At 30.7% G+C, this 16,555-nt stretch carries 17 protein-coding genes, 1 tRNA gene and 2 pseudogenes; 7 read left to right on the plus strand and 13 right to left on the minus strand.

Annotated features, from left to right (window positions below; genetic code table 11):
* The first annotated feature begins 31 nt into the window (after positions 1 to 31).
* Positions 32 to 131: transfer RNA gene (locus ACP5GV_RS03005), tRNA-Gln, on the plus strand.
* 2 nt (positions 132 to 133) lie between these two features.
* On the opposite strand, the gene ACP5GV_RS03010 is transcribed toward ACP5GV_RS03005, so the two are convergent.
* Entirely contained in the window at positions 134 to 952 is an 819-nt protein-coding gene (locus ACP5GV_RS03010) for a D-aminoacyl-tRNA deacylase (RefSeq protein WP_428068376.1), read from the minus strand.
* A gap of 104 nt (positions 953 to 1,056) precedes the next feature.
* Between ACP5GV_RS03010 and ACP5GV_RS03015 the strand changes: the two genes are divergently transcribed.
* The 3 genes from ACP5GV_RS03015 (at position 1,057) to ade (ending at position 4,696) form a co-directional block, all read left to right on the plus strand.
* Positions 1,057 to 1,371, plus strand: coding sequence for a hypothetical protein (locus ACP5GV_RS03015; RefSeq protein WP_428102181.1), 315 nt, complete (start codon positions 1,057 to 1,059; stop codon positions 1,369 to 1,371).
* Between the two features lie 57 nt (positions 1,372 to 1,428).
* Complete coding sequence (locus tag ACP5GV_RS03020) at positions 1,429 to 2,811, plus strand: FAD-dependent oxidoreductase (RefSeq protein ID WP_292320612.1); 1,383 nt, start codon at positions 1,429 to 1,431, stop codon at positions 2,809 to 2,811.
* Positions 2,812 to 2,902: 91 nt separating this feature from the next.
* Positions 2,903 to 4,696 carry an adenine deaminase gene (gene ade, locus ACP5GV_RS03025; RefSeq protein WP_428068380.1) on the plus strand — a complete coding sequence of 598 codons (1,794 nt, stop codon included), beginning with the start codon at positions 2,903 to 2,905 and terminating at the stop codon, positions 4,694 to 4,696.
* Here ade and guaA read toward each other — a convergent pair.
* The 4 genes from guaA to ACP5GV_RS03045 form a co-directional block, all read right to left on the minus strand.
* Entirely contained in the window at positions 4,680 to 6,203 is a 1,524-nt protein-coding gene (guaA, locus tag ACP5GV_RS03030) for a glutamine-hydrolyzing GMP synthase (RefSeq protein ID WP_428068382.1), read from the minus strand. The two genes, ade and guaA, sit on opposite strands and share 17 nt — an antisense overlap.
* 187 nt (positions 6,204 to 6,390) lie before the next feature.
* Positions 6,391 to 7,899 carry a thermopsin family protease gene (locus ACP5GV_RS03035; protein ID WP_428102185.1) on the minus strand — a complete coding sequence of 503 codons (1,509 nt, stop codon included), beginning with the start codon at positions 7,897 to 7,899 and terminating at the stop codon, positions 6,391 to 6,393.
* Positions 7,900 to 8,141: 242 nt separating this feature from the next.
* Positions 8,142 to 8,489: a hypothetical protein gene (locus ACP5GV_RS03040; RefSeq protein ID WP_428102187.1), complete on the minus strand. Its 348-nt coding sequence runs from the start codon at positions 8,487 to 8,489 to the stop codon at positions 8,142 to 8,144.
* 31 nt (positions 8,490 to 8,520) lie between these two features.
* Positions 8,521 to 8,853, minus strand: coding sequence for a hypothetical protein (locus ACP5GV_RS03045; RefSeq protein ID WP_428089736.1), 333 nt, complete (start codon positions 8,851 to 8,853; stop codon positions 8,521 to 8,523).
* A gap of 203 nt (positions 8,854 to 9,056) precedes the next feature.
* Here ACP5GV_RS03045 and ACP5GV_RS03050 point away from each other — a divergent pair.
* The 3 genes and pseudogenes from ACP5GV_RS03050 to ACP5GV_RS03060 all read left to right on the plus strand — a co-directional run.
* Positions 9,057 to 9,229, plus strand: a pseudogene (locus ACP5GV_RS03050) (IS200/IS605 family accessory protein TnpB-related protein); the annotation flags it as partial.
* A 204-nt stretch (positions 9,230 to 9,433) separates the two neighbouring features.
* A complete protein-coding gene (locus ACP5GV_RS03055; RefSeq protein WP_428070005.1) occupies positions 9,434 to 10,699 on the plus strand; it encodes an IMP dehydrogenase in 1,266 nt (421 codons plus the stop codon).
* Positions 10,700 to 10,845: 146 nt separating this feature from the next.
* Positions 10,846 to 11,106 carry a hypothetical protein gene (locus tag ACP5GV_RS03060; protein WP_428102190.1) on the plus strand — a complete coding sequence of 87 codons (261 nt, stop codon included), beginning with the start codon at positions 10,846 to 10,848 and terminating at the stop codon, positions 11,104 to 11,106.
* A 5-nt stretch (positions 11,107 to 11,111) separates the two neighbouring features.
* On the opposite strand, the gene ACP5GV_RS03065 is transcribed toward ACP5GV_RS03060, so the two are convergent.
* The 8 genes and pseudogenes from ACP5GV_RS03065 to ACP5GV_RS03100 form a co-directional block, all read right to left on the minus strand.
* Complete coding sequence (locus ACP5GV_RS03065; protein ID WP_428102192.1) at positions 11,112 to 11,840, minus strand: endonuclease V; 729 nt, start codon at positions 11,838 to 11,840, stop codon at positions 11,112 to 11,114.
* A gap of 10 nt (positions 11,841 to 11,850) precedes the next feature.
* The gene (gene psmB / locus ACP5GV_RS03070; RefSeq protein ID WP_292320627.1) at positions 11,851 to 12,474 is read right to left on the minus strand and encodes an archaeal proteasome endopeptidase complex subunit beta; all 624 of its coding nucleotides are present in this window, start codon (positions 12,472 to 12,474) and stop codon (positions 11,851 to 11,853) included.
* Positions 12,475 to 12,593: 119 nt separating this feature from the next.
* Positions 12,594 to 13,058: a transcription elongation factor Spt5 gene (locus ACP5GV_RS03075; protein ID WP_292320629.1), complete on the minus strand. Its 465-nt coding sequence runs from the start codon at positions 13,056 to 13,058 to the stop codon at positions 12,594 to 12,596.
* Between the two features lie 11 nt (positions 13,059 to 13,069).
* Positions 13,070 to 13,249: a protein translocase SEC61 complex subunit gamma gene (locus ACP5GV_RS03080; protein WP_428089730.1), complete on the minus strand. Its 180-nt coding sequence runs from the start codon at positions 13,247 to 13,249 to the stop codon at positions 13,070 to 13,072.
* Between the two features lie 100 nt (positions 13,250 to 13,349).
* Positions 13,350 to 14,183, minus strand: a complete 834-nt coding sequence (locus ACP5GV_RS03085; protein ID WP_292320631.1) for a hypothetical protein — start codon at positions 14,181 to 14,183, stop codon at positions 13,350 to 13,352.
* Between the two features lie 104 nt (positions 14,184 to 14,287).
* Positions 14,288 to 14,947, minus strand: coding sequence for a hypothetical protein (locus tag ACP5GV_RS03090; RefSeq protein WP_428069999.1), 660 nt, complete (start codon positions 14,945 to 14,947; stop codon positions 14,288 to 14,290).
* A gap of 178 nt (positions 14,948 to 15,125) precedes the next feature.
* The gene (locus tag ACP5GV_RS03095; RefSeq protein ID WP_428102194.1) at positions 15,126 to 15,500 is read right to left on the minus strand and encodes a hypothetical protein; all 375 of its coding nucleotides are present in this window, start codon (positions 15,498 to 15,500) and stop codon (positions 15,126 to 15,128) included.
* 207 nt (positions 15,501 to 15,707) lie between these two features.
* Positions 15,708 to 16,472, minus strand: a pseudogene (locus tag ACP5GV_RS03100) (aldehyde dehydrogenase family protein); the annotation flags it as partial.
* Between the last annotated feature and the right edge of the window lie 83 nt (positions 16,473 to 16,555).

The following is a 16,555-nucleotide window of genomic DNA, read 5'->3' on the forward strand; positions in this document are numbered from 1 at the left end:
TTAATCCTTTTTCTAATCTTAATAATATTGAAGCCGGGTCGTCTAGCGGCCCAGGATGCGGGGCCTTGGATGGCTTTCAGGTAGCCAAAGGAACCCCCGTGACCGGGGTTCGAATCCCCGCCCGGCTACCATTTTAAACGTATATTATTTCTAACCCTAGTTCTCTTATAATAGAATCTATTCTCTTTCTAATTTCAGACTTTATTCCTTTCTTTTCAATTATTGCAGCTTTAATCCTAGGGTTACTTTTCTCAACACATTGTTTCAATAGATCAAAATCTAAATAATCCGCATAATGCTTAGAAATTATGTGACCGAAACAATATTTATCGTTTAATTCCATTTCAGTAAACTTTTTAGGATAATGAGTTGATCCTATTCCTATTGAAGGTATACAGTCATAATCTATATCCACATTACTTATAGTATCTATTATTGTTTGGGCTAAAGAATTAATTGCCTTTATGTCATTCCATTCTTTTTCTGTACTACCTATTTCTATAAATAAAAGGGGTTTGATTAATGATGTTGGACCATGATGGGTAGCCTCTAAAGTGAAAGCATACTCTTTTAATTCAAGAGAGTTTTTATAATAATTTCTAAATATTTGCTTAGTTATAGCTGGATTAACGTAAGATAACTGTTTAGGTTTTCCTCCATATAAGGCATCACTTACGTTGCCTGTGTGATGCACGCTAAGTGTTTTTGTGTTGCTAGTTGATTGATGCTTTGAAACGACTATAATAAAATCAGCGTTCTCGTCTGGTGTTTCATCTAAGAAATCAAAATTTATTGTATCTTCATTAAATCCCCCTAACATTATGCCGTTTATGTTATAGCATGATATAGCCTTTCCACAATAACTAATGCTGCCTCCTCTTTCTACAAGCTTTTCAGCAACGTTTTTTCCTACTGGATCGTTTATTGAATAAGCAATTGCGTATCTTAACATATTTAACTCCCATTGAATTGTACATAAATTATTTAATAAATTTGATTTAGTAAATTTAATAGAAAATTATAATTCCTTAAATTAACTTAAAAATAGGGGAGAAAATGATATCCTCAGCACAACTAGAAGTTGTATATGAGGACCCAAGCTTATTACTTAGAGGTTTTGAAACAATAAAAAATTATATTAATGGGCTAAAATGTATCACAACAGCCTCTCCTGCATGGGCTATTGCCTCTTGTGATAACCTATTCATTAAAGCCAAAATTGATATAGAAGAAAACTTAAACTTACAAACAATAGCTAAAGCTTCAATAAGTATAAAATTAGAAGGTGACTCTAATGGTATGGTAAGAATCATTTCTGATCTAACAAAAATAGTAAAAGATTCTGGAGGAGGAATTATGCTAAAATCTTAATTATTAATAGCAAAACTTTAATTTCTTCTAATTTATGATTTAATTGGTGAGTGTTAAGTGCAAAAAATAGTTATTATTGGTGCTGGAGCAGGAGGCATGGCAGTAGCTTCTAGAGCTAAAAGACTAAACAATAAGCTAAGTGTAACCGTTTTGGAGAAAACAAATTATGCAAGCTTTGCTTTATGTGGTATCCCATATTACATTGGAAATATAGTTAAAGAACTTGACGATCTTCTGTTTTACCCACCAGAAGAATTTACTAAAAGAGGTATAGATCTTAGGTTTAACAAAGAAGTTACAGAAGTTGATGCTGGAAATAAGACTCTAAAATTCAGAGATTTAAAGTCAGGAAAAGAAGAAACATTAGAATGGGATAAATTAGTTATAGCAACTGGAGCAAGATCTAAAGCAGATAAAATATGGCCAGAAATAAAAAACGCAAAAAACGTTTTTTACATAACCCATTTAGACTCAGGAGAAATTATAAGAAATTACGCTTTAAAATTAGGAAGAGGCAAAAAGGCTGTAATAATAGGATCAGGCTATGTTGGATTGGAATTAATAGAAAATTTAACTAATCTAGGTCTAAAAGTAACTGTTATAGAAGCTCTTAACCAAATACTTCCTAAAATGTTAGATCCTGATTTAGCAAGTATTGTTGAAGACTATTTGAAATCTAAAGGAATTGAAATAGTGAAGAGCTCCCCCGTAGAATCTTTTGAAATAAATAATGATGGTGAAGCTGTTAAAGTTAGGACAAGCAGTGGTTCTTTTGATGGCGATATGTTTATTATAGGTGTTGGGATAGAGCCTAATAATGATATAGCAAAGCAACTTAAATTAAACCTAGGAAGCAGTGGAGGTATAATTGTTAACGAGAAGCTATTAACAAGCAACCCCGATATCTATGCAGTTGGAGATGTAACTGAACATCTAGACTTAATTACTGGAAAGTTCGTTTGGAGACCATTCGCACAAATAGCAAATAAGATGGGTTATATAGCCGGAAGCAATATAGGAGGTTTGGACGCAATATTTAGAGGAAGTGTTGGTAGTTCTGCATTAAAGACTTTTGATATGGTAGCAGCTAGAACTGGATTATCTAAATCGGAAGCAGAAAAGCTTGGTTATAAAGTTATTGAAGCCTCTCTAAACGCTGGAATTAGAGCCCATTATATTCCTGGCGGAGAAAATAAAATGTATCTTAAAGTAGTCTCTGACGATAAGACAGGCAAATTATTAGGTGCACAAGCGATTGGTCCAGGAGAATCTGTTTTCTGGCGTATTAATGTAGTTGCGTCTCTTTTAACAGTTAAAGGAACTATATGGGATCTATTTAATAGCGATATTGGCTATCAACCTACCTTGAGTCCTGCCTGGGATCCATTAATAATAGCCTCAAGACTTCTTATGAGAAATTTGGGAGAAAAACCTATCTAATTAAGGTTTTCTAATTAATCTTTTTTATAGAAAAGTATATTTACCCTGCAAGATTCTTTAATAGTAAATAATAATTAGAGGATGATAAATATTGCCTAATATAAAAGAACTAATGATGGCTGCCCAAGGTATTATTAAAGCAGATACTATCATTACTAATGCTAATTTAATTAGCGTGACAACTAGTGAAATAATTGAAAATGCATCAATAACAACGTACAAAGGAATAATAACAAGGATTCTAAACAAGGAAGAGGACATAAACAATTATATAGGTTATAGAACAAAAATTATAGACGCAAAAAATAATTATGTAATGCCTGGATTTATAGAAAGCCATATACACATAGAATCTAGCTTATTAAATGTTAGAGAATTTGGAAAACTTGAGGTTATGCATGGAGTAACAACTGTAATTGCTGATCCTCATGAAATAGGTAACGTTTTGGGAAATGAAGGAGTTAATCTGTTTATTGAAGAAAGCAAACATGCTCTCCCAAGAATTTATTTTGAGGTTCCAAGTTGCGTACCCGCTATAGATATTAATAAGGGTTTAGATAGTGGAGCAAAAATAATTAATAATAATGATATAAGAGAATTGATGAAATCAGAAAAAATTATCGGATTAGGAGAAGTAATGGACTTTGAAAGCGTTTTACAAGGAGAAAGAGAAATGCTAGAAAGGATAGAAATAGCAAAAAATAACAACAAGGTCATCGAAGGACATGCCCCACTTCTTAATAAAGAAAAATTAGATAGCTATCTTATAGCAGGCATTAGCAGCGATCATGAATCTTCTATATTAGAAGAGGCCTTAGAGAAAGTAAGAAAAGGTATGTACATATTTATGAGAGAAGGCAGTGCCTGGAAAAATTTGAGTGAACTTTCAAAACTTATAACTAGCTATAAAATTGATAGCAGAAGGCTTATTCTTGTTGCAGACGATATAAATGTTGTTGATCTGGTAGAATATGGACATTTAGATTATTTGATAAACAAAGCCATAGAATTAGGGATAGATCCTATTAAAGCAATTCAGATGGTTACGATAAATCCTGCAGAGCACCTTCGAATTGATGATAAAATAGGTATAATAGCTCCTGGTAGATACGCTGATTTAGTTTTCTCCGAAAATTTAAATAAAATAAATATAAACACTACAATCATTGAAGGAGAAGTTGTATATAGATATGGTAAAATAGTTAAAAATATTGATGATAACTTCATTTATCCAAAATATGCAAGCAATACAATTAATTTAAACAAATTTAGCGAAGAAGACCTTTTAATTAAGATAAATGATAATTTAAAAGAAGTAAACGCGAATATAATAAAAGCTATTCCAGGAAGCGCTTTAACTGAAAAAACAGTTGAAGAACTACCAGTTAAAAAAGGGTTTATAGATTCTGATGAAGATAGAAACATAATGCACATAGCAGTCATAGATAGACATCATGCATCAGGCAATATAGGGAAAGGTTTTGTTAAAAATTTAGGAATTGAGAGAGGAGCAATAGCTCAAACAATAGCCCATGATACGCATAATTTAATTATAGCAGGCTACGATGTAAAAGATATGATAACAGCATCGAAATACGTTATAGAATCTAATGGCGGTATTGCATATGTTGATAAAGGAAAACTCATTTCAATTGTTAAGCTTCCTATTGCGGGATTAATAAATAACTCAAGTTATGGAGAGGTTTATAGAGAAGTAAAACAACTAGAAGAATCTTTAAGCGTAGCAGGGGGTTCACTTAATAGCATTTTCATGACATTAGGCCTTATATCATTACCCGTTATACCTGAATTAAGAATAACAGATAAAGGTCTTGTTGATGTTATGAAAGGAAAAATAATTGATCCAATTAGCAGGGCTCAATAGTAGCTGGAGGCTTTGTTGATGTTATGAAGGAAACTGCTGTAATTTTTTTAACTTCATTTGTTATTCTATGAGATATATCATCAACGACATCATTATTAGGTAAATAATAATCGGCTGTCATGCCATCGTTACTTGTTACAAGCCTTACATTAATTATATATCCTTCTTCCCTTTCATCTCCTTTTACCCCGACCCAAGATTCCGATATAGACACAACTGATTGCCATAAGCTATTGTATATTCCTCTTGACTTTAATTCATCAGATACTATCTTGTCAGCTTTTCTTAACAAGTCTAACTTTTCGTTTGTGAACTTACCTATAATTCTCACAGCCAATCCTGGACCTGGAAATGGATGTCTACTAAGTATTTCTTTAGGAATCCCTAATATGCTTCCCAATTCTCTAATCTCATCCTTATATAATCCCTTTAGGGGTTCTATTAGTTGAACATCAAACCACTTAGGGATGCCGCCTACATTATGATGCGATTTAATTTTTTGTGAGTGTTTAGTTTTCCCACTTTCTATTACATCTGGATAGGTAGTACCTTGTATTAGATAAGATGCTGCTTCTTCTGTTATTATTTTGTTAAGTTTTTCTGCAAATAATTCTCCTATTATTTTCCTCCTTTCTTCACAGCTCTCTACTCCTTCAAGCCTTGTTATAAAATCATTTGAAGCATTTATATAAATCGGATTTATTCCGATCTTATTTAAATTTTTGATTGCCTCATCAACTTCATTTTCTCTAAACAATCCATGATCTATTAAAACAGAAATAACATTTTTAGAACCTATGGCCTTCATAACAATATAGGTTGCGACTGTAGAATCTATACCTCCACTTACAGCAGAAACAACCTTTCCACCTTTATACATAGATTTTATATCATATAATTCGTTAGCATAGTAATTTGATACTTTTTCATTTATAGAAATTTCATTAATAGCAAATCCTGATAATCGAGCAAAGTTTTTCAAAATTAATTCTCCTTTTCTTGTATGACTAACCTCTGGGTGGAATTGAACACCAAATACATTCACGTTTGGTATTTTAATTGCAGAAATGCAACCTCTTTCAGATACAGCATTTACCTCTGCATCGCCTGCTTCATTAACACAATCTCCGTGACTCATCCAAACTTCTTCTATATTTTCAAGATTATAAAGCAACTCATTTCTTTTCTTTAAATATATTTTTGTTCTGCCATATTCAGGATTATTAATGATTTTTCCACCAAACATTAATGAAAGCAATTGGTGACCGAAACAAATGCCCAATAATGGTTTTCCCATATTTATTATATTATAAACATTTTCTTCTATTTCTTTTATATCATCTCTTAAAGCGCTTAGAGGACTTCCAGAAACTATAACAGCTTTAGCGTTATAAACGTTTTGATCGAATTCAGGAGTTAAGATGGAATTTACACTCATATATGTTAATCTCTTATGAATTAAATGAGTATATTGTGACCCTAAGTCAACTATTGCTATATAATCCATTTGAAACCATCTCTTCTGAGCTTATCTAAATTAAAATTTTTCAGACAATATATAATTTTCTCTATCAATAAAACCAAAGTAAGGTCTAATAGGGAACTTAATAAAAACTAATTACATTTTTAAAATAAAAATAATATTTATTGAATATGTAGCAATAAACATAGACGGCCATGATTTATAATGTTTATCAATAGAGTGTTTGACCAATAATTTTTGCCCTTGTTGCATTTACATAAATTCCGGCATTAAAACCTATATCAAATTCATTATTTTTCATTAATAACAAATTTCCATTAATTGTAACATTTTTAGTAAAAATACCTAAACAATAGTATGTAGTGTTTTGGGTTCCATAAAGATTTGTTATGAGTTCATAATAGCCTGGAGACGTTATGTTTGTACAAGAATTTATGATTTTACCGAAGTTCATGTAACCTGAAGGAAGCAACGTATAAGTAAAAGTTCTAATTGGTTTAGAACCAGCATATAGAGTAGCGATTAACCTATATTCACCAGGCTTTAGTATGAATGAAATCGGAGCATGCCTTCCAAAGGTCTCGTTATAATAATTGTTGCCAATAACAGTTATTTTCCATTCTCCTTGAGAAGGTGTAAGATAAATAGTTAAGTTATTGCCATGAAACGCGTAATATAGGTGTGGTTCCCATAAAAATTTCTGTTTATTTATCCCCTGAAATTGATAAACAATACCATTTTTATAATATTCTTTAATTCCACGATTTTGGTTAACGTTTTCTTCTGTTATACCACCGGTAAAAATAGATGGCTGTAAACTTAACGCATCAGGCACACTATAAAAACTATTGTTATACATATAGTAAAGATTCATTAATGCATTCCATTTATAAACAATTAATTGAGATCCTGAACTCAATCCACCTACTATCCATTGAGTAATAAAAGGGTTGTACTGATAGTAAGAATTTATTGAACTTTGGATTCCTGTTAGAAATTGAGGATTGCTAGACTTAACATGGATTGTAATTATATCATACAAAACCCAGCCTGAATTATAAGTAGAATTTCGAAAATTGTAATACATATAAACTTGAGGATAATCACTATTAGTTTGATTTATTACCATTTTAGCATATAAATAAAATGGAGCTTTCGTAATATAATTAATTATATTAAAGTTAGTTAATGCATAATTATAATATAAAACTCTGTTATTAGATTCAGAAAAACCTCCATTACCAGAAACAAGACTCTGATTTAAAGAGGACAGCATTGTTGTGCTATTCCATAAATTATCTTCTACATTAATATAGTAGTTATTATTCTTATACTTAATAATAAAAACATTTTGAGCCCATAATATCATGTTTTTTGTAACATTAAAGTTAGAATTTAGCTGTAAGCTGAACCCTGCAAGATTTGCTGGAGGACCAGAATAAAATTTCCCTCCATAAAATGCAAAATAACCTAAAAGTGCTTTTGTAGAATAAACATAATCTATTATACTATTACCTATTAGAACAGATCCATTATCATTTATTCCAACGCTTCCGTTAAATTTGTATTGTTGATTTATTATTTTTGCATCAAGAACTATACTAGTTATTTGATTTTTATGCTTGTTATTTTTAGCTATAATAGGTGCTATAATAGGTAATGAAATTAAAACTATAAGACATAACCCTATGAAAAAAATAATTTTGCCTTTATTATACAAGGTATTCCCCTTAAAATTGTTAGTTATAAAATGGTTAAAAGGTTTAATCATTTAACAATAAAGTTTAACAATAAAATAAGAATCTATCTTATAAATTTATGAATATCAATTTTATTGAGGCTTTCATTTAATAATCTATCTTTAATTTATAAAAAACTTTACTTAATTCTAGAAGAAATATGCATGCATTTCCTTAAGATAAAATAATTCCCTATATTTTATGATATTTATAATTTAAACTATTACGGTTTTGTCAAATTTAAAAAATACGTTTTCTTATTAGATACTATGTGAACCGGATTGTTAAAATCGTTAAAAGTAACTGTTAAAGTAGCTGTTCTGCAAATAACTGATATATTATAATACTTATTGTTAGGTAAAATTAATTTAAATGTATAATTTTTAACCTGTGCACTATATGTACTGTTATTGTTATAAAATATTATTTCAAATGGATTATTACATAGTTTGACTACACCAGTTACGTTTACTTCTTTAATGGGTTTATTAAACTCGTAGTAAGCAACAAAGATAGATATTATTAATAAAACGACTCCAATTATAATAGCAATTCTAATAGAGATTCTCATCCAGAATCACCAAATTTAATTATGTCTGTTACTAACATACAGGGCAATAATTGCAACAACAGGTAGTGCAATCACTGTCAGTAGCGCATGGGCAATATCCTAATTGTCCCGTAGCTGCTGCACATTCGAATTCTTCCCATGTGTTAGGATCTGACTGACAGGCTGCAACACATACACTTTTGCTATTACAATAGCAACAATATATACCACTACCACACCTGCAGGAAGCTGAGACATAATTAGGATTATCAAATGTTATTATTTGTTTTTTAATTCCTTTATCATAAACAACTTTTCTTTGTTTTGAATTATCTATGCTTTCTCTTAAACACTTAGGAATTTTTGCAACAGAATTGCCATGCATTTAATATTAACACCGTCATGGAATGTAATAGGTAACGATAATAAATATTGTTCATGAAAAATATATAACATAGAAATCTAAGCAGATAGACTGTAACATATTTACGTAACTATTGATTATTTTTTAATCACTTCTAAATATCGTTTTGATTTAAGTAACGTTTATATAGTATTACAAAGTACTTTCTATTAATGATCTATTAACTGATGACGGGCGCTGCTCACGAGGGTGGGAGCGAAAAACCAGATGGGAGGGTAGTGGTGTTTCCCTCGACTAGCCCCAATGACCTAAGGGTGACTGTGTATGATCCCTTAAGAGGGGTGCCCGTGGTGGAATTAGAAGTAATTAAAAATAAAAAAAGTTACGCCATGGGTAAACACATCTTAAAAACCAAATATACATATTATATTAATTATTTTTAAAATTTAAAAACTTCTAGATCATTAAAAAGGAAAACGTGAAAAATTGATCTATTTTATTAAATTGCTATTTAGCAAAAGATTATGCGATTAATAAACAACAATATACATATTAAATGCTTTTTATCATTTTTTAAACCAAATTAATAAGGGGAGTAAACATGAACATAGAAGAATTCATAACGTTTAATGATGTAGTAATAGTTCCAGGAAGATCACCAATTGAACCTTCAAAGGTAAATATTTTAGGAAAAATTACAAAAAATATTGCTTTAACGATTCCTGTAATTTCTAGCCCAATGGATACTGTAACGGATTGGAAAATGGCAACAACACTAGCAAGGCTAGGTGCTATTGGAATAATACATAGAAATATGCCAAGAGAAGAACAAGCAATTCAAGTATCAAAAGTAAAGGAACAAAAGCCTGATATATGGGAAGAAATACCAAAAGTAGATCCAGACTCTAAAATAGAAAATATTTTATCCAGAAGTGAAGATTCTTTTGCTATAGTAAGTAATAACGGCATTGAAGGTATTATATTAAAGATAGGAGCAAATTATTCTCTCCAATCAAAGAAAATAGATTATTTAGCTAAGCTATTGTCAATGATAAACGTTTCTCCAACATTAGATGAAAACCATAAGCTTAGAGTTGGAGCAGGTATTTCTCCTTTTGACTTAGAAAGAGCAAAGATACTGGATAAAGCAGGAGCTGATGTGCTGGTAGTAGATGTAGCTCATTTGCATAATGAAAACGCTTTAAACAGCTTAGCAAAGATCTCAAAAAACGTTAGCGCTGAAATAGTTGCAGGAAACTTGGGAACTTCGGTTGGGGTTAAAGATACTTTATCAAAAGTTGAAAACGTATCGGGCCTTAGAATGGGAATATCAAGCGGTAGCATTTGTTTAACTGGAGAAGTTACAGGAGCATCAGTGCCAACTTTAACAGCAACTATTAACGCGAGAAAGGCCTTAGAGGAATTAGGTTTGTTCGGAAAAATTCCAATAATTGCTGATGGGGGCATTAAAAATGCCGGAGATGCCGCTAAGGCTATCATAGCTGGTGCAAGCAGCGTAATGGTTGGCAGATATTTGGCATGCACAGAAGAATCACCTGGAATTAAAATAAGGATTGGCGATAAGCTATATAAACAATACCGTGGCATGGCAAGTAGAGGAGCCATGGAAAAAAGATACGCGGAGGATAGATATTCTAAGCCAAGCAAAGCAATAGAAGAAGGTGTTGAAGGAATTATAGAATATTGTGGAAGCGTAGTCAATGCACTAAGTGAAATGGCCTTGGGACTCCAAGCCTCTTTAGGCTATGCTGGCGCAAAAAATATTGTTGAGGCATGGAATGCTGGACTTGCAAAAATAACAAGCCTTGGTGCTAAAGAAGTAGGAATTCATGATATAGAAACTTAAGCGGGCTGTATATTAGTTTTTCTCTATATTAGCAAATCCTTTATATTTTATAAGGGCTGGACGTAAATTAGAAAGCGGAGAAAAAGAAAATAGCTAATATCTGATAAGAGTATATAACCTATTAAATATTGCCAAAGGTGGAAAAAATGATAAGAGAAAGTAAATTGGAAATACTGTGCCCTAGATGTAAAGTTCCTATGGATTATCTATCTGAAACAGAAAAAGAATCAAACAGTAATGGGAAATCAATAAAAATAACGAGATATTACAAATGCCCAGTATGCGGGAGGAGAATAATAGATGAAACCTTAATAATAAGGGATGATGGGACTAATACAATCATAGAATCACACACTAATGGAGCAAGAAAATTATTGGAAAAACAAAGAGTATCTTTAACAAAATAAATTTTTTATTTTATTTTATCAATAAATTTTTTACAATCCAGATTGGGATCAATATGATTCTTTGCTATTTTTGAGATCTTATCTGCTATGTAAATAGGTATTGGTAGTTTAGAGTTCCCTGACATTATTTTTGCTATATTAAAACTTGTTTCCAAAGATATCTTATTACCTGGACTTATATAAATTTTCTTATTTTTAATTAGTAAAATTTTCGAAACAAGTTTTTCTCCTATTTTTAGGTAAATATCACCATTCTTTATTGTCTCTTCTCCTACAAGCCTTTTCTTAGCTACACCTATAGTAGGTGTATTAAATACAACCCCTATATGAGTAGCAATACCAGCAAACCTTGGATGTGCGTATCCATGTCCATCTACAAATAATACATAGGGTTTTACTTTTTTTAATATGTTTAGTAATGATGGAACTAACAAATACATCTCTCTAAAAGCTAAAAGTCCTGGAATATAAGGAATACAAACCTTCCTTATAGTTATATCGCAATCTATAATATCATATTGAGGATATTTTATAGCAACTGCAACTCCTATACCTAAACCATTGTTAAGATACGAAGCGTCTAAACCTACTAAAACTTTACCTTCTATTTCATTTATGTCTACATAATCCCGTAAATCGACTTTTTTGCTTATAATATTTTGAACCTTAATTGCTATTTCCTTATTAAAGCTAGCTTTAATTTGCTCACAATCACTGTAAAGCATTGAATTCATTTTATAAAAATTATTGTTTTTCTTCAACCACTTTTAATTTATATGATTTTTCTACTGGTTTTTCATCTGTTTTTATTATAAGCAGATCTATCCCGTCTCCAGATGAGGAATCTCTTTCCATAGTTGTCTTTAATGCATTTACAGCAATTTTTTCAGCTTCTTCAACCGATAAATTTTCATTATAAGTTGATTCTAATACACCAAGCGCTGTCGTTCCACCACTGCCTACAGCCATATATTTGTCTTCTGTTATAGAACCTAGAGTATCTAATGTATAAATCTTAGGCTTTCCATCTCTATCAATTCCTCCAATTAATGCTTCTATTAGGAAAGGAAGCATTTTATATGAGTATAATATGTTTGAAAAGAGCTTAGATATGGCATATAAGCTCATAGAAACTTCGTTTGTTGTCTCATAATAGTTTATCTCTGCATTCATTATCCTTATCAACCCGCTAACATCAGCATAAAGTCCTGTTAGAGCTATACCAGCTTTGTTGTTAAATAAATAAACTTTCTTTGCATTTCTGCTCATTATAAAACTACCATAAGACATCCTTTTATCAGTTGCTAAAACAATTCCATCTTTTGCCCTTATCCCTACAGCAGTGCCTTGTTCGTATGATATTGCCATTTTTTACCAACCTCAATTTATTTCTGTTCGGAAACCTTTAAAGGCGTTTTGCATATACTTGCTGCATTCTATAACTTTTTCTTTTAATGTTAAAAACCATTTTTAATTAATTAAAAATTTTACTTTTCTTCAGAAACTTTTATATGTTCTGTTGGTATTGTTACGACTATCTTTGAGTCACCTTCTAATAAGGTTATATCAGCTTCTCCTCTTGTTGAATAAATTTCTACAACACGACCTTTCATCCCTTTAAATGGACCTCCTATAATTTCTACTAGCTGACCTTTAGTTAATGATGGTAAAACAGTTAATGGCTTTAAGAGCTTAACAACTTCTTGAAGATTTATTGCTATAGGCCTTTTTCTTTTTACATTCTTTATTCCTCTTATTAAATAAAATAGATCTTTTATATCCCCTATTTCAACTATCACAGTACCCTTTAAATCTTCGGAATAAACTATACTTCTTACATCTAATTTTAATGTTTGCGCTCTTTCTGCGAAAATTAGGGCTATTTTTTCTTCATATCCCCCTACTACTGATATTGCATAAATCTTGGATTCTTTCTTTTCTGAAGAAGACAAATAATATCACCTTAAGCCACAAATAATACATATATCAAATGTATTATATATCCTATAGCTCCTACTATAACAAAACCTAATAAACTCAACCTTGTCAATAAATTAAACTCTTCTTCGTCGGGCTTTCTTGATAGCAGCAATATCCTTTTCCATGATGATAAGTATTCTTTTATTTTGTCTAGCCCTGCCATCTTTAATCCTCCGTTTTATAAAATAGAGCAGGGTCTTATATACTAATATATTGAATTTATATTTTGATTAGACGTGAAAAATACAAATAAGAACTATTATTTAAAACAACCTTAACGGATTTTCATAGTTTAATGCGAAATATAAAGTAATTAAAACTCCTCCTAATATTGCATTTAAATCTTCTCTATTCCTTTTTAATACTTTGTCTTTAGATAATAGCTTATTTAATATATTTGGATCATTAATGTCTAAATCTAAAAAATCGCTTATTTTATACAAATCTTTTCCTATGTAAATATATGATTTTACAGATGCTTGTACTGCATTTTTAGAGTTAAGCATCAATTTAGATAGCTTTAGCAAATTACTGTAGTCCTTTATATTTATCATAAAACCGGCGTCTATCTTTGATAAGATCTCAAATATATCTCCTAAGGTCATGTTTTCATATTCAATGTATTCTTTATTAATATTAGCCTTTTCCAACAAATTTATGTAATTTGATAGACCTAAATCTTCTAAAGCCTCAACAAACTCCACAGTATCGCTTGGTTTCCCTTTATATAACAATTTTGATAAATATGGTCCTACGTTATTAATTACATTCTGTCTTAAAGCTTCTGAATAACCGTCTATTGAGGATAAAACAACAGCAGCTGCTACAATACCTGGTATCGGTCTCTCATTTATAGCCTCAAAGGCTTTTTTATATGCTGTTGATATTAGATGCCCTAAACCTAATGAGCTCAGGTCAATATTTCCTAAAGCAAGCTCCTTACCTCTTTTGTGTGATTCATCTATAATATCAAATATCTCGATCGCTTCTATGACCCTTTCTTCAAACTCTATTTCAGGCATAAACCTATGAATCGAACCAGGCTTTATAGGCGAAGTTAAGGTTAACATTAAAGCCCTTTTTATATCCCTTATCATTAAGTCTTCCCTGATTTTTGTATCTATTATGCTTTATAAATGTATACCATAGTTTTCTAAAGACAATACACCTTTCTCTTTTAATAAACCTCTTGTTATATTTATTATAATTGTTGGGAACCTACAGTTCCACTTTGTTGTGTTTTTTGTGATTCAACAGTATATGATCTTATAGCCTGGCCAAAAGCCTTTACTATAGGAGAGATTATGTTCATAAATGCCAAAAAGTCTTGATCAACTAATAATTTTAAAATATCAGAAATACTACCATTACTTTTTGATACCTTTTCTAAATTTGCTGATAAACTCTTCATAAAATTTTCAAAAAACTTTGAAACTGCGTCTAGAAAATTTAAATTAAATACTTGCTTTAATATATTGAGAATTTTTAATCCTAATTCTTTAATATAATTTAAAATTTTATTAAAATAATTTATTAAATCGCTTACCTTAAAAGAGTTCATTATACTGTTTAGTAAGTTGCTTACAATGTCTGATAGATAATTTGAGAAATCTATAAGTGAATTTAAAACATTTTTTTGCGTTGTAATGAGGCTTTTCATTTTTTCTTGCATAGCTGGATCTTGAGATAAGAAATCTAACGATGGTATAGAGTTAGTTATAGCCCTAAGCGTATTCATGCTAGGTATCAACAAAGAATTAGTTAAATCTAACACAACTTGTGTTATTTTGCTTATTAAAGTATTTATGTTACTTATTAAATCATTAAATGTTATGGTTTGATTTGTTTCTAAATTGCTCATCTGATTCACCATATAAATATTATGAAGCCAAGAATTAATAAGTTTCTTGGTTAAGCAAATTACCAAGTTAAAGTAAAGATTAGCAAAATAAGAAACATAAAGCTAAAAATATTAGGATATAAAACTTTGCTTTATGGTTTTTCACCTTAATAATAAAAATAAAATGTTTTATAAAAATTTAATGCTTATACAAACCTATTAAAATACCTATTATAAATCCCAAGAGAATTGGCCCAACAGTAAATAATCCTAGAGTTAACATGAGGTTTCTAACTACAGGCTCTAAATTAACAGCTTCTGTTTGTAAAGTAGATAAAGTATTACTTAGGCTACCTCCAAAGCTCCATGCATTTAATATAACGCCTATTATTACTATAATAATAAATGCTATTATATATTTTAAAATTTTTACTGAAACATACCCTAGCCCTAAACCTAATACAAATTCAATTAATATAGTTGCTAGCTCGTAAGGATTGTGCATCGCATTTATAAACATTTGAGATAGCGAGGCATTAGTTATAGTTATTGTTGAAAGTATATCAATTATCACCAGTTTCACCATGCTAGTTTTGAATTTAAAAATTTATAAGGGTATATACCTAATAATTATCTAAAATGAATTCATTATTTTATTTAATGTCTCTCATTGTTAACCCCCCGGTTAACAAAAATCTAAATATTTCTATTTTGCCAAAGTTTTTTATCATAAAAAAGATATAATTATATTAATATTAAAAATTATAATTAAACAATCAGTCTAGGTACTCCATCTAGAAATTACTACTTTACTATCAGTAAAGAACAGAATATGATCTAACCCTCCTTGAGGATGTAAGTCACCGAAGAATGATTGTTTCATCCCAGCAAATGGATAAAATGCTATTGGAGCCGCTACACCTATATTTATACCTATATTTCCTGCTTCTACCCTATCAACAAATTCTCTTGCATAGTGTCCTGATTTAGTGTAAATAGATGATGCATTACCATAACGGCTCCTATTTATTATTTCCAAAGCCTCATCGAAGTTATTTGTGGTTATTATAGATGCTACTGGGCCGAAGATTTCTTCCTTAGCTATTGTCATATCAGGGCTCACAAAATCAAATATTGTTGGAGCTAAGAAGAAACCGTTTGGATATTTTTCGTTTTTATAATTTCTTCCATCAAGTATCAATTTAGCGCCTTCATCTATTCCAATTTGTATATATTTAACTACTCTTTCTTTATGCTCTCTTCTAATTAACGGACCCATGTCTACATCTTTTTCCATTCCATACCCTATTTTCAATTTTTTGGCGTGGTCAACAAATGAATTAACAGCTTTATCATGATTCTCTTTAAAAGTGACTAAAACTGAACCAGCTAAACATCTTTCTCCAGCATTACCAAAGAATGATCCAATTATATTGGGGATAAGGCTCTCTATATTAGCATCAGGCATTACAAGAATGAAATTTTTAGCTGATGCGCCTGCCTGTACTCTTTTCTTCCTGCTAGTTCCAGTTTTGTAAACATATTCTGCTACAGGGGTTTGGGCTTCATTGAATTTTTATGAATTTATATCTAATTCTCAGCCCTTGGGCTTCACCAGGGTCACGGGAT

It is taken from the genome of Caldisphaera sp. (assembly GCF_049974385.1).
Taxonomy (GTDB): domain Archaea; phylum Thermoproteota; class Thermoprotei_A; order Sulfolobales; family Acidilobaceae; genus Caldisphaera.